The sequence below is a fragment of the Pseudomonas sp. FSO-7 genome (genome assembly GCF_059579345.1).
The window spans coordinates 1,880,203-1,900,347 of the sequence record NZ_CM184193.1; the positions used below are offsets into that span (position 1 = coordinate 1,880,203).

Consider the following 20,145-nt stretch of genomic DNA (forward strand, 5'->3'; position numbering starts at 1 on the left):
GCAATGCCATAGCCGTTCGTGCAACATTTGCGCACTCGCGCAAGCCCCGGGGCCAGGCTTTGGCCAACAGAGGGCGCGCCGTTGTTTCTTTTTTGTCACTCCAACTCCAATAGGGTCCTTAAACGACATGGCAATCCCGGACGCCCTGAGTCAGCAGCGCACTACGCATCGCCTGCTGCAACCGACCGTCAAATCGCACCTGGCCTACACGTTGCTTTGTGCCCTGGTGATGATGGTCATGTTAAGCCTGGTGCGCGTGGCGCTGCTGGTCTACAACCGCGAGATGATTCTCGACACCCCGGCCTCGACGTTCGTTGAAGCATTCGCCAACGGCCTGCGCTTCGACTTGCGCCTGGTGGTCTACCTCTGCATCCCGTTGCTGCTGGCGTTGTTCAGCGCAAGGGCCATGGCCGCCCGCGGTTTTTTCCGTTTCTGGCTGACCGTCACCTCCAGCATCGCGCTGTTCCTCGGCTTGATGGAGATGGACTTCTATCGTGAATTCCACCAGCGCCTCAACGGCCTGGTCTTCCAGTATGTGAAGGAAGACCCGAAAACCGTGATGAGCATGCTCTGGTACGGTTTCCCGGTGGTGCGCTACCTGCTGGCCTGGGTCGGCGGCACCCTCATCCTCGCCCTGGCGTTCAAGGGCGCCGACCGCGCCACTCGTCCCCGTGGGCCGTTCAGTGGCGGCACTATCGGTACCCGGCAGATCGCTCCGTGGTATGGGCGTGTTGCGGTGTTCATGGTTTGCCTGCTGGTGGCCGTGGCCGCTGCGCGGGGCACCCTGCGCCAAGGTCCGCCGTTGCGTTGGGGTGATGTCTACACCACCGATTCGAACTTCGCCAACCAGTTGGGCCTCAATGGCACGTTGTCGCTGGTGGCGGCGGCCAAGAGCCGGATGTCCGAAGACCGTGACAACATCTGGAAAGCCACCCTCGAGCAACCGCTGGCACAGCAGACCGTGCGCGACATGCTGGTGATGCCTGACGACAAGCTCGTGGACGCCGGCACAGCCGCCGTGCGCCGCGACTACACGCCGCCGGCGGACAAGACCCTGCCGATCAAGAACGTGGTCGTGATCCTCATGGAGAGCATGGCCGGTCACTCGGTGGGCGCCCTGGGCGCGCCGGGCAACATCACGCCTTACCTCGACAAACTGTCCAAGGAAGGCCTGCTGTTCGACCGTTTCTTCTCCAATGGTACCCACACCCATCAGGGCATGTTCGCCACCATGGCGTGCTTCCCGAACCTGCCGGGTTTCGAATACCTGATGCAGACGCCGGAGGGCAGCCACAAGCTGTCGGGCTTGCCGCAACTGCTCAGCGCCCGTGACTACGACGATGTGTATGTCTACAACGGCGATTTCGCCTGGGACAACCAGTCGGGGTTCTTCAGCAGCCAGGGCATGACCAACTTCATCGGGCGTAACGACTTCGTGAACCCGGTGTTTTCCGACCCGACCTGGGGCGTGTCCGACCAGGACATGTTCGACCGTGGCCTGATCGAGCTCAAGGCGCGGGAGAACGGCAAGCCGTTCTATGCCTTGTTGCAAACCCTGTCCAACCACACGCCCTATGCGTTGCCGACACCATTGCCGGTGGAGCCGGTCACCGACCGTGGCAGCCTGAACGAACACTTGACGGCCATGCGCTACGCCGACTGGGCGCTGGGCCAGTTCTTCGAGAAAGCCCGCAAGGAGCCTTACTTCAAGGAAACCCTGTTCGTAGTGGTGGGTGACCATGGCTTTGGTAATGAGCGCCAGATCACCGAAATGGACCTGGGCCGTTTCAACGTGCCGATGCTGTTGATCGGCCCGGGCATCCAGGAAAAATTCGGCCAGCGCAGCCACACCGTGGGTACCCAGGTCGACATCGTGCCGACCATCATGGGCCGCCTTGGTGGGCAGGTACGGAACCAGTGCTGGGGCCGGGACCTGTTGAACCTGCCGGAAGGCGACACCGGTTTTGGCGTGATCAAGCCGTCGGGCAGTGAACAGACGACGGCGATCATTCGCGACGACAAGATCCTGGTCCTGCCGAAGGAAAAGGAAATGCCGCCGAAGATGTACCGCTATGAACTGGGCACCAACCCCCATGCGCAAATCATCCCGGATGCACCGGACACTGCCGAGATGAAACTCAAGCTCGAATCGTTCCTGCAAACCGCGACCAAGAGCCTGCTGGATAACACCGCCGGCGTCGTTGACGGCAAGCCGGACTGATAAACGGCGCGCATAAAAAAGAGGCCTGCGAAGGCCTCTTTTTTTTTGCGCTTACTTAGTGGTTTATATCTTGCCCAGTAATAGCAGGACCAACAGCACCACCAACACTACACCAATGATACCGGACGGACCGTAACCCCAACTTCTGGAGTGCGGGAAGACCGGAAGACCACCGATCAGCAGGAGGATCAGGATGATGATAAGTATTGTGCCCATTGTAGATTTCCTTATTGGTCAGTTTTGGAGTGATGCAACTTCCAACTACCAGCACGCATGTGTTAAATCCGGGCGGCTTAATAAGTCCGACCGTAACGTCTGGTAAAAGATTCAAAGTTTTTATAGCGTCTGCGGTTTGCCCTCGCCATTCAGCAATCTGATGGAGCGTGGGTCCGGCAAGCGCCTTCGCTACACTCGGCCTATCTCTCCCGGAACAAGGCTGTCTGCTATGCAAAATCGCATGATGATCACTGGTGCCGGCTCCGGCCTGGGTCGCGAAATCGCGCTGCGCTGGGCCCGCGAAGGCTGGCACTTGGCTTTATCGGATGTCAGCGAGCCGGGCCTGGTGGAAACCCTCAAGTTGGTTCGCGCTGCCGGTGGCGACGGCTTTATCCAGCGTTGCGATGTGCGCGACTACAGCCAATTGACGGCGTTTGCCCAGGCTTGCGAAGAGAAACTCGGCGGCATCGATATCATCGTCAACAATGCCGGCGTCGCCTCGGGCGGGTTTTTCAGTGAGCTCTCCCTGGAGGATTGGGACTGGCAGATCGCGATCAACCTGATGGGCGTGGTCAAGGGCTGCAAGGCGTTCCTGCCGCTGCTGGAAAAAAGCCGCGGCAAGATCATCAATATCGCCTCCATGGCCGCCCTGATGCAGGGGCCAGCCATGAGCAACTACAACGTGGCCAAGGCGGGTGTCGTGGCGTTGTCGGAAAGCCTGCTGGTGGAACTGGCGCAGCAGGAGGTCGGCGTACACGTGGTGTGCCCGTCGTTCTTCCAGACCAATCTGCTGGACTCTTTCCGCGGCCCGACCCCGGCCATGAAAGCTCAGGTTGGCAAGCTGCTGGAAAGCTCGCCGATCAGCGCCGCCGACATTGCCGACTACATCTACCAGCAGGTCGCCCAAGGGCAGTTCATGATCCTGCCCCATGAGCAGGGGCGCATGGCGTGGGCCCTCAAGCAGAAGAACCCACAATTGCTGTACGACGAAATGACCGTCATGGCCGATAAGATGCGCGCCAAGGCCCGGCAGAACCTGAATTGACCTGGCTGCCCGATGTCCTCAGGATGGCGCCATTCGGCCTTCCTGATGGACATCTGCATGCTCAATTACCTGTGGTTTTTTCTCGCCGCGCTGTTTGAAATCGCCGGGTGCTACGCCTTCTGGATGTGGTTGCGCCAGGGCAAGAGCGCCTGGTGGATCGCCCCGGCGCTGCTCAGCCTGACGTTGTTCGCCCTGTTGCTGACCCGCATCGAAGCAACGTACGCCGGGCGCGCCTACGCCGCCTATGGCGGTATCTATATCATTGCCTCGATCGGCTGGCTGGCCGTGGTGGAGCGGGTCCGGCCACTGGGCTCCGACTGGATTGGCGTGGCGCTCTGCGTGTTGGGGGCGAGCGTGATTCTCTTCGGCCCGCGGTTCTCGGCATCCTGAAATAACCTACGCTCCGGCAGGGTTTTGCAGGAAGTTTCCTTCAGTCGCAAGAACTTTGCTTGTAGGGCCTTACTGAATTCTCGTCGGTGTCTTGAGAACGGAAAGCAGGCCGGGCATGGTCAGGGTCCAGACATTCTTAAGGACAAGAACCATGCTCGTATTAAGCCGCGCTGTGGGTGAATTGATTTCCATCGGTGACGATATTTCCGTCCGTGTGCTGTCGGTCAGCGGTACCACCGTGCGTTTTGGCGTGGAAGCGCCACGGCACGTCGATGTCCATCGCTCCGAGATCTACGAAAAGATCCAGAGGAAAAAGGCCCACGCCGCCCGCAAGGCGTGTTCAGTCGAATAGGTGCTTGGGCACGTCGTGCTTGAGCATCAGTTGGCACTGTTCGCTTTCGGGGTCGAAGACAATCAGCGCCTGGCCTTTGGTCAGCGCTTGCCGGACCCGTAGAACCCGTGTTTCCAGGGGCGTGTCGTCACCGTTGTCGGTGCCGTCTCGGGTCACGAAATCCTCGATCAGGCGAGTGAGTGTGTCGACTTCGAGTTGGTCGTGGGGGATGAGCATGGGGTACCTCGGCTAGACAATGGGGCGATGCTACGGCCAATGGGCTTTTGCGGCTAGCCTCGGGTTTTGCGGTTGTTTGTTCCGGCCTCATCGCGAGCAAGCTCGCTCCCACAGGGTTCTGAGTCACACTGAAGACTCCATGTGGGAGCGAGCTTGCTCGCGATGGCGATATTCCAGGCAGTGAAAGGCTGGATCAGCTATCCGACCGTTGCCCCACCAGGCTATCCACCGACGGCACCCGGGTATCGCTTTCCATCTGTGCATCGTGCTCGATCTGGTGACTGAAACGGTCCAGGGAGCCTTGGGCCGGTTGTGCGTCGCTGGCGAACACCGGTGGGCTGAGGATGTAGGCGCCGAGCAGGCGGCTGAGGGCGGCCAGGCTGTCGATGTGGGTGCGTTCGTAGCCATGGGTGGCGTCGCAGCCGAAGGCGAGCAGGGCGGTACGGATATCGTGGCCGGCGGTGATGGCCGAATGAGCGTCGCTGAAGTAGTAGCGGAACAGGTCGCGGCGTGCCGATATGTCGTTCTCCTTGGCCAGTTTCAGCAAGTGCCGCGACAGGTGATAGTCGTAGGGGCCTCCGGAGTCCTGCATCGCCACGCTGACCGAGTGTTCGCTCGAGTGCTGGCCGGGGGCGACGGGGGCGATGTCGATGCCGACGAATTCGCTGACGTCCCAGGGCAGCGCGGCCGCGGCGCCGCTGCCGGTTTCCTCGGTGATGGTGAACAGCGGGTGACAATCGATCAGCAGTTCTTCGCCGCTTTCGACAATCGCCTTGAGCGCCGCCAGCAGCGCCGCGACCCCGGCTTTGTCGTCCAGGTGCCGGGCGCTGATATGGCCGCTTTCGGTGAATTCCGGCAGGGGATCGAAGGCGACGTAATCACCGATGCCCACCCCCAGGGTTTCGCAATCGGCGCGGGTGGCGCAATAGGCGTCCAGGCGCAATTCGATGTGGTCCCAACTGATGGGCATTTCATCCACGGCGGTGTTGAACGCGTGCCCGGACGCCATCAACGGCAGCACGCTGCCACGAATCACGCCGGTATCGGTGAACAGGCTGACCCGGCTGCCTTCGGCAAACCGGCTGGACCAGCAACCCACCGGGGCCAGGGTCAGGCGCCCGTTATCCTTGATGGCCCGCACCGAGGCGCCGATGGTGTCCAAGTGTGCCGACACGGCCCGGTCGGGGCTGCTCTTGCGGCCCTTGAGCGTGGCGCGGATGGTGCCGCGACGGGTCATTTCGAACGCGATACCCAGCTCCTCGAGCCGCTCGGCGACGTAGCGCACGATGGTGTCGGTAAAGCCGGTCGGGCTGGGAATGGCGAGCATTTCCAGCAGGACTTTCTGCAGGTATTCGAGATCCGGTTCTGGAATTTTGCTGATCATGGAAACTCCTGATGGGTTGAGCACATCGATGGTTTCGATGAGTGTGTCCGACTGTTGAGTGACGGTGCCTGAACAGGCCTCATCGCGAGCAAGCTCGCTCCCACAGAGGTCCTGCGGTGAACACAGAATTTGTAGACACCAGCAATCCCATGTGGGAGCGAGCTTGCTCGCGATGGGGTCAGATCAGGCACTGCATCTCTACTAGGCCACCGCCTGGCTATGGGGAAACAACAAGTCCACAAAACGCTCGGCGGTGGGTTGGGGTTCGTGGTTGGCCAGGCCGGCGCGTTCGTTGGCTTCGATGAACACGTACTCGGGCTGATCGGCCGCCGGCACCAGCAGGTCGAGGCCGACCATGGGGATGTCCAACGCCCGCGCGGCGCGCACCGCCGCATCGACGAGGGTCGGATGCAGGATGGCGGTGACATCCTCCAGGACGCCGCCGGTATGCAGGTTCGCCGTACGCCGGACGAACAGGTGTTGCCCGGCCGGCAGCACGCTGTCGTAGTCGAACCCCGCGGCGTTGAGCGTGCGCAGGGTCTCGGCATCCATCGGGATCTTGCTTTCGCCGCCGGTGGCGGCCTGCCGTCGGCGGCTCTGGGCTTCGATCAATGCGCCAATCGTGTGCCGGCCGTCGCCGATCACCTCGGCCGGACGCCGGATCGCCGCCGCCACCACTTCAAAGCCGATCACCAGGATGCGCAGGTCCAGCCCTTCGTGGAAGCTTTCCAGCAACACCTGGCTATCGAACTGCCGAGCCGTTTCGATGGCGCTCTGCACGTCCTCGATGGTGCGCAGATCCACCGCCACGCCTTGGCCCTGTTCCCCGTCCAGCGGCTTGACCACCACCCGTTCGTGCTCATCGAGGAATGCCAGGTTGTCATCGGCATTGCCCGCCAACTGTTGGGCCGGCAGGTTCAGGCCGGCGTTTTTCAGCACCTTGTGGGTCAGGCTTTTGTTCTGGCACAAGGTCATGCTGATGGCGCTGGTCAGGTCGCTCAGGGATTCGCGGCAGCGCACCCGGCGACTGCCGTGGACCAGGGTGAACAAGCCGGCCTCGGCATCGTCCACCTGTACTTCGATGCCTCGACGGTGAGCTTCTTCGACAATGATCCGCGCATAAGGATTGAACTGCGCTTCGGGGCCTGGCCCGAGGAACAACGGCTGGTTGATGCCGTTCTTGCGTTTGATGGCGAAGGTCGAGAGGTTGCGAAAACCGAGTTTGGCGTAGAGGTTTTTCGCCTGGCGATTGTCATGCAGCACCGACAGGTCGAGGTAACTCAAGCCACGGCTCATGAAATGCTCGATGAGGTGACGCACCAGCACTTCGCCTACACCGGGCCGTGGGCACTGCGGATCGACGGCCAGGCACCAGAGGCTGCTGCCGTTTTCCGGGTCGTTGAAGGCCTTCTGATGATTCAGGCCCATGACGCTGCCGATCACCGCACCGGTGTCGTCGTCCTCGGCCAGCCAGTAGACCGGTCCGCCCTCGTGACGCGGGGTCAGGCGCAGCGGGTCGATGGGCAGCATGCCCCGGGCCTGGTAGAGCTGGTTGATGGCCTGCCAGTCGGTCTCGCTCTGGGCCCGGCGAATGCGGAAACCGCGAAACACCCGAGTGGACTGGCGATAGTCGCTGAACCACAGGCGCAGGGTGTCGGACGGATCGAGGAACAGTTGCGCCGGTTCCAACCCCAGCACTTGCTGGGGCGCGGCCACGTACAAGGCGATGTCGCGTTCACCGGGTTGTTCGTTGAGCAGTTCCCGGGCCAGGCTCGCCGGGTCCGGGAAGGTGTGGCCGATCAGCAGTCGGCCCCAGCCGCAATGCACCGCGATCGGGTCGGCGCCCAACTCGCTGCCATCTTCGGCCAGGCGTGCCTGCAGGCGTTCGTAAGAAGGCGTCTGGCCGCGCAAGAGGCGTTGGTTGTGAACGGTTGCATGAGGTTTCATCGATCAGATTCCTTGCTCGCTGAGCCACAGGTTCAGCGCCGCCAGTTGCCACAGCCGCGAACCGCGTAACGGCGTGAGCTGGCCGTTGGGGTCGGTGAGCAGGCGGTCGAGCATGGCCGGGTTGAACAGGCCGCGATCCTGGCTCGGATCCAGCAGCAGCTCGCGGACCCAGGCGAGGGTGTCGCCTTCCAGGTGCTTGAGGCCCGGCACCGGGAAGTAGCCTTTCTTGCGGTCGATCACCTCGCTAGGGATCACCCGTCGGGCGGCTTCCTTGAGCACCTGCTTGCCACCATCGGGCAGCTTGAACTTCGCCGGAACCCGGGCCGAAAGCTCCACCAAGCGGTAGTCCAGGAACGGCGTGCGTGCTTCCAGGCCCCAGGCCATGGTCATGTTGTCGACGCGCTTGACCGGGTCGTCCACCAGCATCACGGTGCTGTCCAGGCGCAGGGCCTTGTCTACCGCCGCATCGGCCCCGGGTTGGGCGAAATGTTCCTTGACGAAGTCACCGGCCGCGTCATTGGCCGTCAGCCAGTTGGGCTGCACGGTGGCGGCATATTCTTCATAGCTGCGGTCGAAGAACGCAGCGCGATAGGCCGCGTAAGGATCGCTGGCGCCATCGACCTGCGGATACCAGTGGTAACCGGCGAACAGCTCGTCGGCGCCCTGGCCGCTTTGCACCACTTTGCAATGCTTGGCCACTTCCCGCGACAGCAGGTAGAAGGCGATGCAGTCGTGGCTGACCATCGGCTCGCTCATGGCTCGGAACGCCGCGGGCAGTTGCTCGATGATCTCTTTTTCGTCGATGCGTAGTTGGTGATGGCGGGTGCCGTAGTGCTTGGCGATCAGGTCCGAATACTGGAATTCGTCACCGCGCTCGCCGCCGGCGTCCTGGAAACCGATGGAGAAGGTGGACAGGTCTTCCACGCCCACTTCCCGCAACAGACCCACCAACATGCTTGAATCGACGCCGCCGGACAGCAGCACGCCGACATCCACGGCGGCGCGCTGGCGAATGGCGACGGCTTCACGGGTGCTGTCGAGCACGCGGTCGATCCAGTCTTCCAGGTTCAGGTGCTGTTCGTCGGCCCGAGGTCCGTAGGGCAGGGTCCACCAGGTTTTCTGCTCGGTGGTGCCGTCGGCTTCGATTCGCATCCATGTGGCGGGCGGCAGTTTTTCAACACCGGCCAGTAAGGTGCGAGGCGCCGGGACCACCGCGTGGAAATTCAGGTAATGGTTGAGGGCCACCGGGTCAAGCATGGGGTTGATGTCGCCGCCCTTGAGCAGCGCCGGCAATGCCGAGGCGAAGCGTAGCCGCTGGCCTGTGCGCGAGAGGTACAGCGGCTTGACACCGAGGCGGTCGCGGGCGATGAACAGCCGCTTGGCGTCGCGCTCCCAGATGGCGAAGGCGAACATACCGTTGAGCTTGGGCAGCAGTGCTTCGCCCCAGGCGTGGTAGCCCTTGAGCAGCACTTCGGTGTCGCCACCGGAATAGAAGGTGTAGCCCAGGCTTTCAAGCTCGCTGCGCAGTTCCGGGTAGTTGTAGATCGCGCCGTTGAAGGCCAGGGACAGGCCCAGTGGGTTGTCGATCATCGGCTGGGCCGAGCCGTCCGACAGGTCCATGATTTTCAGGCGCCGATGACCCAGGGCAATCGGCCCCTGGCTATGAAAACCCCATGCATCGGGGCCGCGAGGGGCCAGGTGATGGGTGATTCGCTCTACGGCCGCAAGGTCCGCAGGTTGTTGATCGAAACGTAACTCTCCAGCTAATCCGCACATAAGTCCTTACCGGTTTTTCCGTTGGGGAGGGGTCAAGCAACGCAGGCCGAAATGGCGTGCACTCTGAAACTGACCGGGGGGATTGCTGTGAGTTTTAGATCGATGCGTTATAAGCCGGCGGGTGGGAGCGCTTGGTCTGCCGCATGGATTGAAGGCTGAGAGAATCCTGTGGGAGCGAGCTTGCTCGCGATAGCGGTGGATCAGTTGGCATCTGAGTTGACTGATACACCGCTATCGCGAGCAAGCTCGCTCCTACAGGGTTTGTGCTGGGGGCAAAAATCGGCGTCAGGCCTTGCCCCGAATCAAGGCCCGCAACGCAAACCGGTTCGGGTGGCAGGCCTCGGCCACGCTGCGGGGCAGTGGCAGGGGTTCGTTGTCCAGCCAGGCGGCGATCAGTTCGCCCGACAGGGGCGCGGTGATCAGGCCTCGGGAACCATGGCCGCTGTTGATGTACAGGCCATCGAGCCACGGACAGGGGGCGTCGGGTACTTGGCGGGCGTCCTTGCCCAGGGCCGCATAGGCTTCGATAAAGGCCTGGCGGTCGGCCAACGGCCCGACAATAGGCAGGTAATCGGGGCTAGTGCAACGGAACGCCGCGCGGCCTTCGAGGTGCTCCGGGTCCAAGGTAGCGACGTTCAGGCGCTGCACCAGGTCTTGGGAGATTTCTTCGAGCATCTGCAGGTTGCCGGCGTGCTCGGCGGCGGTGGGGGTCAGGTCGTCGCTGTTGAAATCGAAACTGGCGCCCAGGGTGTGTTCGCCCAGCCGCGGCGGCGCCACATAACCTTCGGCGCAGACCACCGTCGCCAGGCTCTGGCTGCGGCGGGTTTGCGGCAGCCGGGTGATCTGCCCGCGAATGCGCTTGAGCGGCAAGTCGGCAGCCGGTTCGAAGCGTTTGATCTCGGCGGCACTGGCGAGGATCACTACCGGCGCGCTGGCCAGGCAGCGTTCGCCATCCCACGCCTGCCATTGGTCGTCGACGCGGCGCAAGTGCAGCACGTCATGATGGGGTTGCACATCAATCGCCGGTCCCGAGGCTTGCCAGCGACACAACGCTGGCGGATGCACCCAACCGCCCTCGGGATAAAACAGACCACCACAGGCCAGGCCGATACCGGATCGGGCCTGGGCTTCGGACTGATCCAAGGTGTGCAGTAAATCCGTCGGGAACGCCTCGGCCAGTTGCGCCTGGCGCTCGGTTTCCTTGCTGTTGAAGGCCAGCTGCAGGACGCCACAGGCATCCCAATCAACGCCGCGTTGCAACTGCTCCAGCACGCGGCGGGTGTAACCGAAGCCGCTGAGGATCATCTGTGACAGCGCAGTGCCGTGGGCCGACAACTTGAGATACAACACGCCTTGGGGGTTGCCGGAGGCTTCCTCGGCCAACCCGGCATGGCGCTCCAGCAGCGTCACCTGCCAGCCACGGGCGGCGAGGCTCGCGGCGCTGGCACATCCGGCCAGGCCACCGCCGATCACCAGGGCCCGACGCTCGCCGGTGGGCGGCAAGGGGCGGGCGTACCAGGGTTTTGCCGGGGACGGCGCCGTTGTCTGCTCCGGCCAGCCAAGAAACACGCCGCGCAGGATTTCCCACTTATGGCCGATGCCCGGCGTGCGCTTCATCTTGAAGCCCGCCGCGTTCAGCAAGCGCCGGACCCACCCGGTGCTGGTGAAGGTGCTGAGGGTGGCGCCGGGGGCGGCCAGCCGGGCCAGTTCGGCGAACAGCTCGGCGGTCCACATCTCGGGGTTTCGGGCCGGTGCGAAACCGTCCAGGAACCAGGCGTCGATCTGCCCGTCCAGCTGCGGCAACTGCTCCAGGGCATCGCCGATCAACAAGGTCAGCGTCACCCGCCCATTGGCCAGGACCAGGCGCTGGAAACCCTGATGGATCGCCACGTATTGTCCAAGCAATTGCTCCGCCTGAAGGCTGAGCTGCGGCCACAAGGCCAGCGCCCGGCGCAGGTCCTCGGGGCTCAAGGGATACTTCTCGACGCTGACAAAATGCAGCCGGGCGCCTGCCGGTGCGCACTGCTCGAATAATTGCCAGGCGCAGAGAAAATTCAGTCCGGTGCCAAACCCGGTTTCGCCGATCACCAGCCGCCCGTCATCGGTCAGCGCAGCGAAACGCTCGGCCAGGTTGTTCTGTTCAAGAAACACATAACGGGTTTCGTCCAGGCCCGACTGGTCGGAAAAATACACATCGTCGAACACCCGCGAGCGCGGGCGCCCCTGGTGGTCCCAGTCGAGTTGGGCGTGTTGCTGGATGGGCGTCATGGCAGGCTCGGTCAAAACTACGGCGGCCATTCTAGCCGATCGATTGCCAATTGCTCCCGTGCATACGCATCTGTAGGAGCTGTCGAGTGCAACGAGGCTGCGATCTTGTCCCAAACAATTGAGTCGAAAGCGAACGATTAAGATCAAAAGATCGCAGCCTCGCTTCGCTCGGCAGCTCCTACACACAATCACACGGGGCGTGTCCAATCCGCTAGTCTTGCCCCAATCCCTGGAAGGAGCTGTCCATGTTCGAATCCGCTGAAATCGGTCACGTCATCGATAAAGACACCTTTGAGGCCGAGGTACCGGCCCTGCGTGAAGCGCTGCTGGAAGCGCAGTTCGAGTTGCAGCAGCAGGGCCGGTTTCCGGTCATCGTGTTGATCAACGGCATCGAAGGCGCGGGCAAGGGCGAGACGGTGAAGCTGCTCAACGAGTGGATGGACCCGCGGCTGATCGAAGTGCGCACCTTCGACCAACAGACCGACGAAGAACTGGCGCGGCCTCCCGCGTGGCGCTATTGGCGGATGCTGCCGGCCAAGGGGCGCATGGGTATTTTTTTCGGCAACTGGTACAGCCAGATGCTGCAAGGCCGGGTCCATGGCGAATTCAAGGACCCGCGGCTCGACCAGGCGATCGCCGGTGCCGAGCGCCTGGAAAAAATGCTCTGCGACGAAGGCGCGCTGATCTTCAAGTTCTGGTTCCACCTGTCCAAGAAACAGATGAAGGCCCGGCTCAAGGGACTCAAGGATGACCCGTTGCACAGCTGGCGCATCAGCCCGCTGGATTGGCAGCAGTCCCAGACCTATGACAAGTTCGTCAAATACGGCGAGCGTGTGCTGCGCCGCACCAGTCGCGATTACGCGCCGTGGCATGTGATCGAAGGCGTGGACAGCTGTTATCGCAGCCTCACCGTCGGGCGGATTCTGCTCGACGGCTTGCGCCAGGCCCTGGACCGGTCGAAGATCCGGCCGCAGAAGGTCAGCGTGGCGCCGCTGCGCGAGCTGGATGGCCAGATCACGTTGCTCGACAGCCTGGACATGACCCGGCGCCTGGACAAGGCCGACTACGAAGAACAACTGATCACCGAGCAGGCGCGCTTCGCCGGCCTGCTGCGGGACAAACGCATGCGCCAGCATGCCCTGGTAGCGGTGTTCGAAGGCAATGACGCGGCGGGCAAGGGCGGGGCGATCCGGCGTGTCACGGCGGCCCTGGACCCGCGCCAATACAGCATCGTGCCGATTGCCGCGCCCACGGAAGAAGAGCGCGCCCACCCCTACATGTGGCGGTTCTGGCGGCATATTCCCGCCCGTGGCAAGTTCACCATGTTCGACCGCTCCTGGTACGGCCGGGTACTGGTGGAGCGGGTCGAAGGGTTTTGCAGCCAGGCCGACTGGCTGCGGGCCTACGGTGAAATCAACGATTTCGAGGAACAGCTCGCCGATGCCGGCGTGGTGGTGGTCAAGTTCTGGCTGGCCATCGACAAGGAAACCCAGCTGGAGCGTTTCCAGGAGCGCGAGGACATCCCGTTCAAGCGTTTCAAGATCACCGAGGATGACTGGCGCAACCGCGACAAGTGGGACGCGTACCGCGCCGCAGTGTGCGACATGGTCGACCGCACCAGCACCGAGATTTCCCCCTGGACCTTGGTGGAGGCCAACGACAAGCGCTGGGCGCGGGTCAAGGTGTTGCGCACCCTCAACCAGGCGCTGGAGGCGGCTTTCGAGCGAAGTGCCAGGCAGGCTCGCAAGAAGAAGCGCTAAGCCGATGGGCGCGCATACGCGAGGTGAATGATTGTCGCGGTCGGTTATCCGGTGGATCTATGCTCGTTCCACTCTCAACCGACTCCAACAATGAGGTACAGCCATGCGTGAAGTGGTGATCGTCGACAGCGTACGGACCGGCCTGGCCAAGTCCTTTCGTGGCAAGTTCAACATGACCCGTCCGGATGACATGGCGGCCCATTGCGTCAATGCCTTGCTGGCGCGCAACGACATCAACCCGGCCAGTGTCGAGGACTGCATCGTCGGGGCCGGTTCCAACGAAGGTGCCCAGGGCTACAACATCGGGCGCAACGTGGCGGTGCTCTCGCAATTGGGCATCGGCACGGCCGGCATGACCCTCAACCGCTTCTGTTCCTCGGGCCTGCAAGCCATTGCCATCGCGGCCAATCAGATCGCTTCCGGTTGCAGCGACATCATCGTGGCGGGGGGTGTGGAATCCATCAGCCTGACGATGAAAAGCGTCAACACCGACAACCTGATCAACCCGCTGCTCAAGGAGCAGGTGCCCGGGATCTATTTCCCCATGGGCCAGACCGCCGAGATCGTCGCCCGCCGTTATCAGGTCAGCCGCGAGGAGCAGGACCGCTACGCCTTGCAGAGCCAGCAACGCACCGCCAAGGCCCAGGCGGCCGGGTTGTTCGATGACGAGATCATCCCGATGACGGTCAAATACCGGGTCGAGGACAAGCAGACCGGCGCGGTGCAGGTGCTCGACGGTGTGGTCGATCGCGATGATTGCAACCGCCCGGACACCACCTATGAAAGCCTTGCGAGCCTGAAGCCGGTGTTCGCCGAAGACGGTTCGGTGACGGCGGGCAACTCGTCGCAGTTGTCCGACGGGGCCTCGATGACTTTGGTGATGAGCCTGGAAAAGGCCTTGGCGCTGGGGCTCAAGCCCAAGGCGATTTTCCGTGGCTTCACCGTGGCCGGTTGCGAGCCGGACGAAATGGGCATCGGCCCGGTGTTTTCGGTGCCCAAGCTGCTCAAGGCCAAGGGCCTGCAGATCGCCGACATCGACCTGTGGGAACTCAACGAGGCGTTTGCTTCCCAGTGCCTGTACAGCCGCGACCGGCTGGAAATCGATCCGCAGAAATACAACGTCAACGGCGGCTCGATCTCCATCGGCCATCCGTTCGGCATGACTGGCTCGCGGCAGGTGGGGCATCTGGTGCGTGAGCTGCAGCGGCGCAATCTGCGCTACGGCATCGTGACCATGTGCGTGGGCGGCGGGATGGGGGCTACGGGGTTGTTCGAGGCGGTGAAATAACCCACGACCTTTTGTGGCGAGGGAGCTTGCTCCCGCTCGACTGCGCAGCAGTCGCCAACCTGTCGATGCGGTTTATTGATAGGGCAGGGGGCCGCTTCGCGACCCAGCGGGAGCAAGCTCCCTCGCCACAAAAGTATTGCGCCAGCCGTGGGAGTGTTTAGCTGGCAACCTGAGTCAGTTGCAGCATTCGCTGTACGTACGCTTCCACCTCCCGCAACGCATCCTCGCGACTGGAGAAGGGCCCTTCCTGGGTGCCTTCCCGGGTGTTGAAGTAAAATTCGCCGTTTATCCGGCAGATCCGGTCACTGCGGAAAATGGTCGTAGGGGCGGGATCCAAGGCGCGTTTTCCAAGCATGTCGGGTCTCCATGGCGCAGCGAGGTCGGTTCAAATGAGCATATGTGTTGTCCCTGGTTCTCGCCTGTCCAGCCGATCGACGGCTACGACCCATACAATCCCATGGGCGGCCTATGCCCAACTGTCCCTGTGTCGTGGCGCAATAGACGCCTAGAATGGCCGTTCATGTCTGGAGCTTCGAGGGTTACATGCACATATCGTCCGGTCGCTGGGTCTACGGCTTGTTCCTGGCCCTGTTGACTGCCCTGCTCTGGGGAATCCTGCCGATCAAGCTCAAGCAAGTGCTGCAGGTGATGGACCCGGTCACCGTGACCTGGTTTCGCTTGCTGGTGTCCGGCGGTTTGCTGTTCATTTATTTGGCGGCGACCCGGCGCCTGCCCAGTCGCAAGGTCCTCGGCCCTCGCGGCGGCTGGCTGGTGGCGATGGCGGTGCTCGGGCTGGTGGGCAACTATGTGTTGTACCTGATGGGCCTGAATCGCTTGAGCCCCGGCACCGCGCAACTGGTGGTGCAGATGGGGCCGATCATGTTGCTGGTCGCCAGCCTGTTCGTGTTCAAGGAGCGATTCAGCGTGGGGCAGGGCATCGGCCTGCTGGTGCTGCTGATCGGTTTCACGCTGTTTTTCAACCAGCGCCTGGGGGAGTTGCTGACATCCCTGAGCGACTACACCGCCGGGGTGCTGATGGTGTTGCTGGCGTCGACGGTCTGGACGTTCTATGCCTTGGGCCAGAAGCAATTGTTGACGGTGTGGAACTCGTTGCAGGTGATGATGGTGATCTACCTGTTCTGCGCGCTGCTGCTCACGCCCTGGGTGCATCCGTTGGAGGCGCTGCAATTGAGCCCGCTGCAAGGCTGGTTGTTGCTCGCTTGTTGCCTCAACACCCTGATTGCCTATGGCGCGTTTGCCGAAGCACTGGCCCATTGGGAAGCGTCGCGGGTCAGCGCGACCCTGGCGATCACGCCGCTGGTGACCTTCGCCGCGGTGGCGATGGCGGCCTGGTGGTGGCCTGATTATGTCCATGCCGAGCAGATCAACCTGCTGGGCTATGGCGGGGCGGTGCTGGTGGTGCTGGGTTCGGCGCTGGTTGCCCTGGGGCCCTCGTTGATCGCCGGGCTCAGGGCCCGGCGCGAGCGTTTGGCGGTAGAGCGTTAACAACGCAGCGCGCTGCCTGACACAAAACTATTGTGGGAGCGAGCTTGCTCGCGATGGCGGCCTGACGGTCGATGAAGATGTTGAGTCGCCCGGCCCTATCGCGAGCAAGCTCGCTCCCACATTTGATCTCCATGGGATGCAGGCTCAGCCCTGGCTACCCGCCTCCAGCATGTTCTCCGGCCTCACCCAGGTATCGAACTCTTCATCGGTCAGGTACCCCAGTTGCAACGCCGCTTCACGCAAGGTCAGCCCTTCACCGTAGGCTTTCTTGGCGATTTCCGCCGATTTGTCGTAGCCGATGTGCGGGTTCAGCGCGGTCACCAGCATCAACCCACGCTCCAGGTGCGCAGCCATCTGCTCGGCATCCGGCTCGAGTCCGGCGATGCAGTGTTGCTGGAAGTTGCTGCAGCCATCGGCCAACAGGCGAATCGATTGCAGCAGGTTGTGGATGATCACCGGTTTGAACACGTTCAACTGCAAATGCCCCTGGCTGGCGGCAAAACCGATGGTCACGTCGTTGCCCATGACCTGGCAAGCCAGCATCGACAAGGCTTCGCACTGGGTCGGGTTGACCTTGCCGGGCATGATGGAGCTGCCCGGCTCGTTGGCCGGCAATTTCACCTCGGCGAACCCGGCCCGTGGCCCGGAGCCCAGCAGGCGCAGGTCGTTGGCGATTTTCATCAGGGTCACGGCGAGGGTTTTCAGCGCGCCCGACAGGGCGGTCAGAGGCTCATGGCCCGCCAACGCGGCGAACTTGTTCGGTGCGGTGACGAACGGCAGGCCCGACAGCGCCGCCAGTTCAGCGGCAATCGCCTCGCCAAACCCATGGGGTGAATTGAGCCCGGTGCCCACGGCCGTGCCGCCCTGGGCCAGTTCGCAGACCGCCGGTAGCGCGGCGCGGATCGCCCGTTCGGCGTAATCGAGCTGGGCAATGAACGCCGACAGTTCCTGGCCAAAGGTGATTGGCGTGGCATCCATCATGTGGGTGCGACCGGTCTTGACCAGCTTCATGTGGCGCGCCGCCAGTTCCGCCAGGCCGCCGGACAACTCACCGATGGCCGGCAGCAATTGCTGATGGACGGCCTGGGTGGCGGCGATGTGCATGGCGGTGGGGAAGCAGTCGTTGGAACTCTGCGAGCGGTTGACGTGGTCGTTGGGGTGCACCGGGCTCTTGCCGCCGCGGGGGTTGCCGGCCAGTTCGTTGGCGCGCCCGGCGATGACCTCGTTGACGTTCATGTTGCTCTGGGTCCCGCTGCCGGTCTGCCAGACCACCAGCGGGAACTGGTCGTCGTGCTGACCGTCCAGCACTTCGTCGGCGGCCTGTTCAATCAGGCGGGCGATGTCGGCGGGGAGGTCGCCATTGCGATCATTGACCCGCGCGGCGGCCTTCTTGATCAGCGCCAGGGCATGCAACACCGACAGCGGCATGCGCTCGTTGCCAATGGCGAAGTTGATCATGGAGCGCTGCGTCTGGGCGCCCCAGTAGGCGTCCTCCGGGACTTCAACCTGGCCAAGGCTGTCGGTTTCGATACGGCTCATCGGGTCAAACTCCTTAAAGGCTGAATGCGCAGTTTAGGCCCAGATGGGCGGCACCGGTTCCCTCAATCATCCCTCAATCCAAGAGCGGTGGGTTCGGCCCGTCAATCGGACCCGATAACCAACGGGGTTGAGGCCCGGCGTTTTTTAGGCGCAGAATGGTCGCCCTTGGGGTTTTACCTCGCCTGTAATGAAAGGAAACTCGATGACCCGTCTTCGTGCCATCTGTACCGCAGTTGCTCTGGTGTGTGCCAGCGGCCCTGTTTTCGCCGATACCGCCAGCCACAACGCCAGCGCCGAAGCGTTCCTGACCCTGGCGCACGCTGACAAACTGGGCACTCCGGTGTACATGCAAGTGCAGCAGATGTTTGCCCAGCGCTTTGAACAGACCAAGGCCCCTGAGTCGAAAAAAGCCACCCTGGAAACCTACCAGGCCAAGGCCAATGCCGCGCTGGACCAGGCCATCGGCTGGAACAAGCTCAAGCCGGATATGGTCAAGCTCTACACCAGCAACTTCAACGAGTCGGAGCTCAAGGACCTGGTCGCTTTCTACCAATCGCCATTGGGCAAGAAAGTCCTGGAAAAAATGCCGCAGTTGACCCAGCAATCGGCCCAGCTGACCCAGGCCAAGCTTGAAAGCGCGGTGCCGGTGGTCAACAAGCTGCTGGCGGACATGACGGCCGAGCTCGAGCCAAAAGCCGCTCCAGCCAAGAAAAAGCCGTAAGCGGAGCCCGGTATGAGCATGCAACAACGCATCGAATCGACACTCGGGCTCTTGCAGCCCGAGCACTTGCAAGTGCTGGATGAAAGCCATATGCACAGCCGTGGCCTGCAGACCCACTTCAAGGCCGTGGTGGTCAGCCAGCAGTTCGAAGGGCTCAATCGCGTCAAGCGTCACCAGAAGGTCTACGGCACGCTGGGCGAGCTGATGGGCGAGTTCCATGCGTTGGCGCTGCACACCTATACGCCCGCAGAGTGGGCGCAGATCGACGCGGCCCCGGCTTCGCCGACCTGTGCCGGTGGCAGCAAGCACTGAGCGGGCAACCTGCTTTTGGGTGAACAAGTTTTTGTGGCGAGGGAGCTTGCTCCCGCTGGGCTGCGCAGCGGCCCCCTGAGCGACGGCTTCGCCGTCGAGCGGGAGCAAGCTCCCTCGCCACGATAAGCGCTTCGCTCCAGGGCACTTCGCTCCTAAAGCCACATTGTTTTTGTTAGAATCCGCAACGCGCCGCTCACCCGGCGCGTTTTTTTTCGCATCCGGTTCACCCTTTACGAGGGTAGCCACCTGGAGAAACACCCATGGCACAACCCATTGTCGTGGCGGCACTGTATAAGTTCGTCACCCTGGAAGATTACGTCGAGCTGCGTGAGCCCTTGCTCAAGGCCATGCTCGACAACGGCATCAAAGGCACGTTGTTGATCGCCGAAGAAGGCATCAACGGCACGGTCTCCGGCACCCGCGAAGGCATCGACGGCCTGCTGGCCTGGCTCAAGAACGATCCGCGCATGATCGACATCGACCATAAAGAGTCGTACTGCGATGAGCAGCCGTTCTACCGCACCAAGGTCAAGCTCAAGAAAGAAATCGTCACCCTCGGCGTTGAAGGCGTGGACCCGAACAAGCAAGTCGGCACCTACGTCGAACCGCAGGACTGGAACGCGCTGATCAGCGACCCGGAAGTGCTGTTGATCGACACCCGCAACGATTACGAAGTGTCCATCGGCACCTTCGAAGGCGCCATCGACCCCAAGACCACCAGCTTTCGCGAGTTCCCCGAGTACATCAAGGCCCACTTCGACCCGGCCAAACACAAGAAAGTCGCGATGTTCTGCACCGGCGGCATTCGGTGTGAAAAAGCCTCCAGCTACATGCTCGGCCAGGGTTTCGACGAGGTCTATCACCTCAAGGGCGGGATCCTGAAATACCTCGAAGAGGTCCCTCAGGAAGAAACCAAGTGGCGCGGCGACTGCTTCGTGTTCGATAACCGTGTGACCGTTCGCCACGACCTTAGCGAAGGGGACTACGATCAGTGTCACGCTTGTCGTACCCCGGTGAGCGTGGAAGACCGCGCTTCGGAGCACTATGTGCCTGGCATCAGTTGCCCGCATTGCTGGGATAAGCTGAGCGAGAAAACCCGACGCAGCGCCATCGACCGGCAGAAGCAGATCGAGTTGGCCAAGGCGCGCAACATGCCGCACCCGATCGGCTACAACTACAAGCAAACCACTTCCGAGGCTTGAAC

The 20,145-nt window shown here is 62.3% G+C and carries 18 protein-coding genes; 10 read left to right on the plus strand and 8 right to left on the minus strand.

Annotation, left to right across the window (positions count from 1 at the left end):
- Window positions 1-127 precede the first annotated feature (127 nt).
- Window positions 128-2,221, plus strand: a complete 2,094-nt coding sequence (locus AC515T_RS08300; RefSeq protein ID WP_496532104.1) for an LTA synthase family protein — start codon at window positions 128-130, stop codon at window positions 2,219-2,221.
- Window positions 2,222-2,284: 63 nt separating this feature from the next.
- On the opposite strand, the gene AC515T_RS08305 is transcribed toward AC515T_RS08300, so the two are convergent.
- Entirely contained in the window at window positions 2,285-2,437 is a 153-nt protein-coding gene (locus tag AC515T_RS08305) for a DUF3309 family protein (RefSeq protein WP_003183939.1), read from the minus strand.
- A gap of 229 nt (window positions 2,438-2,666) precedes the next feature.
- Here AC515T_RS08305 and AC515T_RS08310 point away from each other — a divergent pair, with 229 nt between their 5' ends.
- From AC515T_RS08310 to csrA, 3 genes are all read left to right on the plus strand, one after another.
- Complete coding sequence (locus tag AC515T_RS08310; protein ID WP_496532105.1) at window positions 2,667-3,482, plus strand: SDR family oxidoreductase; 816 nt, start codon at window positions 2,667-2,669, stop codon at window positions 3,480-3,482.
- Window positions 3,483-3,539: 57 nt separating this feature from the next.
- A complete protein-coding gene (locus AC515T_RS08315) occupies window positions 3,540-3,872 on the plus strand; it encodes a YnfA family protein (protein WP_092441333.1) in 333 nt (110 codons plus the stop codon).
- 151 nt (window positions 3,873-4,023) lie between these two features.
- Complete coding sequence (gene csrA, locus AC515T_RS08320; protein ID WP_060738615.1) at window positions 4,024-4,224, plus strand: carbon storage regulator CsrA; 201 nt, start codon at window positions 4,024-4,026, stop codon at window positions 4,222-4,224.
- Here the strand turns inward: csrA and AC515T_RS08325 are convergent.
- The 5 genes from AC515T_RS08325 to mnmC all read right to left on the minus strand — a co-directional run bounded on the left by AC515T_RS08325 (window position 4,213) and on the right by mnmC (window position 11,815).
- A complete protein-coding gene (locus AC515T_RS08325; RefSeq protein WP_003199186.1) occupies window positions 4,213-4,440 on the minus strand; it encodes a YheU family protein in 228 nt (75 codons plus the stop codon). The two genes, csrA and AC515T_RS08325, sit on opposite strands and share 12 nt — an antisense overlap.
- Window positions 4,441-4,633: 193 nt before the next feature.
- Window positions 4,634-5,824 (minus strand): osmoprotectant NAGGN system M42 family peptidase, encoded by a 1,191-nt coding sequence (locus tag AC515T_RS08330; RefSeq protein ID WP_496532106.1) that lies wholly within the window; start codon window positions 5,822-5,824, stop codon window positions 4,634-4,636.
- A gap of 201 nt (window positions 5,825-6,025) precedes the next feature.
- Window positions 6,026-7,771 (minus strand): N-acetylglutaminylglutamine synthetase, encoded by a 1,746-nt coding sequence (gene ngg / locus AC515T_RS08335; protein ID WP_496532107.1) that lies wholly within the window; start codon window positions 7,769-7,771, stop codon window positions 6,026-6,028.
- 3 nt (window positions 7,772-7,774) lie between these two features.
- Complete coding sequence (locus AC515T_RS08340; RefSeq protein ID WP_496532108.1) at window positions 7,775-9,547, minus strand: N-acetylglutaminylglutamine amidotransferase; 1,773 nt, start codon at window positions 9,545-9,547, stop codon at window positions 7,775-7,777.
- A gap of 285 nt (window positions 9,548-9,832) precedes the next feature.
- Window positions 9,833-11,815, minus strand: coding sequence for a bifunctional tRNA (5-methylaminomethyl-2-thiouridine)(34)-methyltransferase MnmC2/FAD-dependent 5-carboxymethylaminomethyl-2-thiouridine(34) oxidoreductase MnmC1 (mnmC, locus tag AC515T_RS08345; protein WP_496533092.1), 1,983 nt, complete (start codon window positions 11,813-11,815; stop codon window positions 9,833-9,835).
- A gap of 245 nt (window positions 11,816-12,060) precedes the next feature.
- On the opposite strand from mnmC, the gene pap reads away from it, so the two are divergent.
- Window positions 12,061-13,575: a polyphosphate:AMP phosphotransferase gene (pap, locus tag AC515T_RS08350; protein ID WP_496532109.1), complete on the plus strand. Its 1,515-nt coding sequence runs from the start codon at window positions 12,061-12,063 to the stop codon at window positions 13,573-13,575.
- A gap of 103 nt (window positions 13,576-13,678) precedes the next feature.
- Window positions 13,679-14,863: a thiolase family protein gene (locus AC515T_RS08355; RefSeq protein WP_496532110.1), complete on the plus strand. Its 1,185-nt coding sequence runs from the start codon at window positions 13,679-13,681 to the stop codon at window positions 14,861-14,863.
- Between the two features lie 157 nt (window positions 14,864-15,020).
- Here the strand turns inward: AC515T_RS08355 and AC515T_RS08360 are convergent, their stop codons facing one another.
- On the minus strand, window positions 15,021-15,218 hold the full coding sequence (locus AC515T_RS08360) for a DUF6316 family protein (RefSeq protein ID WP_496532111.1): 198 nt from the start codon (window positions 15,216-15,218) through the stop codon (window positions 15,021-15,023).
- Window positions 15,219-15,406: 188 nt separating this feature from the next.
- On the opposite strand from AC515T_RS08360, the gene AC515T_RS08365 reads away from it, so the two are divergent.
- On the plus strand, window positions 15,407-16,369 hold the full coding sequence (locus AC515T_RS08365; RefSeq protein ID WP_496532112.1) for a DMT family transporter: 963 nt from the start codon (window positions 15,407-15,409) through the stop codon (window positions 16,367-16,369).
- Between the two features lie 144 nt (window positions 16,370-16,513).
- Here the strand turns inward: AC515T_RS08365 and AC515T_RS08370 are convergent, their stop codons facing one another.
- Window positions 16,514-17,908, minus strand: coding sequence for a class II fumarate hydratase (locus AC515T_RS08370; RefSeq protein WP_496532113.1), 1,395 nt, complete (start codon window positions 17,906-17,908; stop codon window positions 16,514-16,516).
- Window positions 17,909-18,110: 202 nt separating this feature from the next.
- Between AC515T_RS08370 and AC515T_RS08375 the strand changes: the two genes are divergently transcribed.
- The 3 genes from AC515T_RS08375 (at window position 18,111) to trhO (ending at window position 20,143) form a co-directional block, all read left to right on the plus strand.
- Entirely contained in the window at window positions 18,111-18,629 is a 519-nt protein-coding gene (locus AC515T_RS08375; protein WP_060738605.1) for a DUF2059 domain-containing protein, read from the plus strand.
- A gap of 12 nt (window positions 18,630-18,641) precedes the next feature.
- Complete coding sequence (locus tag AC515T_RS08380; protein WP_305470273.1) at window positions 18,642-18,941, plus strand: BolA family protein; 300 nt, start codon at window positions 18,642-18,644, stop codon at window positions 18,939-18,941.
- A gap of 260 nt (window positions 18,942-19,201) precedes the next feature.
- Window positions 19,202-20,143 (plus strand): oxygen-dependent tRNA uridine(34) hydroxylase TrhO, encoded by a 942-nt coding sequence (gene trhO, locus AC515T_RS08385; RefSeq protein ID WP_496532114.1) that lies wholly within the window; start codon window positions 19,202-19,204, stop codon window positions 20,141-20,143.
- Window positions 20,144-20,145: the final 2 nt, after the last annotated feature.

Bases quoted from the DNA above. Each gene is read 5' to 3' on its own strand.
- AC515T_RS08300 (WP_496532104.1), top strand. From the start codon at position 128: ATGGCAATCCCGGACGCCCTGAGTCAGCAGCGCACTACGCATCGCCTG.
- AC515T_RS08305 (WP_003183939.1), bottom strand. From the start codon at position 2,437: ATGGGCACAATACTTATCATCATCCTGATCCTCCTGCTGATCGGTGGT.
- AC515T_RS08310 (WP_496532105.1), top strand. From the start codon at position 2,667: ATGCAAAATCGCATGATGATCACTGGTGCCGGCTCCGGCCTGGGTCGC.
- AC515T_RS08315 (WP_092441333.1), top strand. From the start codon at position 3,540: ATGCTCAATTACCTGTGGTTTTTTCTCGCCGCGCTGTTTGAAATCGCC.
- csrA (WP_060738615.1), top strand. From the start codon at position 4,024: ATGCTCGTATTAAGCCGCGCTGTGGGTGAATTGATTTCCATCGGTGAC.
- AC515T_RS08325 (WP_003199186.1), bottom strand. From the start codon at position 4,440: ATGCTCATCCCCCACGACCAACTCGAAGTCGACACACTCACTCGCCTG.
- AC515T_RS08330 (WP_496532106.1), bottom strand. From the start codon at position 5,824: ATGATCAGCAAAATTCCAGAACCGGATCTCGAATACCTGCAGAAAGTC.
- ngg (WP_496532107.1), bottom strand. From the start codon at position 7,771: ATGAAACCTCATGCAACCGTTCACAACCAACGCCTCTTGCGCGGCCAG.
- AC515T_RS08340 (WP_496532108.1), bottom strand. From the start codon at position 9,547: ATGTGCGGATTAGCTGGAGAGTTACGTTTCGATCAACAACCTGCGGAC.
- mnmC (WP_496533092.1), bottom strand. From the start codon at position 11,815: ATGACGCCCATCCAGCAACACGCCCAACTCGACTGGGACCACCAGGGG.
- pap (WP_496532109.1), top strand. From the start codon at position 12,061: ATGTTCGAATCCGCTGAAATCGGTCACGTCATCGATAAAGACACCTTT.
- AC515T_RS08355 (WP_496532110.1), top strand. From the start codon at position 13,679: ATGCGTGAAGTGGTGATCGTCGACAGCGTACGGACCGGCCTGGCCAAG.
- AC515T_RS08360 (WP_496532111.1), bottom strand. From the start codon at position 15,218: ATGCTTGGAAAACGCGCCTTGGATCCCGCCCCTACGACCATTTTCCGC.
- AC515T_RS08365 (WP_496532112.1), top strand. From the start codon at position 15,407: ATGCACATATCGTCCGGTCGCTGGGTCTACGGCTTGTTCCTGGCCCTG.
- AC515T_RS08370 (WP_496532113.1), bottom strand. From the start codon at position 17,908: ATGAGCCGTATCGAAACCGACAGCCTTGGCCAGGTTGAAGTCCCGGAG.
- AC515T_RS08375 (WP_060738605.1), top strand. From the start codon at position 18,111: ATGACCCGTCTTCGTGCCATCTGTACCGCAGTTGCTCTGGTGTGTGCC.
- AC515T_RS08380 (WP_305470273.1), top strand. From the start codon at position 18,642: ATGAGCATGCAACAACGCATCGAATCGACACTCGGGCTCTTGCAGCCC.
- trhO (WP_496532114.1), top strand. From the start codon at position 19,202: ATGGCACAACCCATTGTCGTGGCGGCACTGTATAAGTTCGTCACCCTG.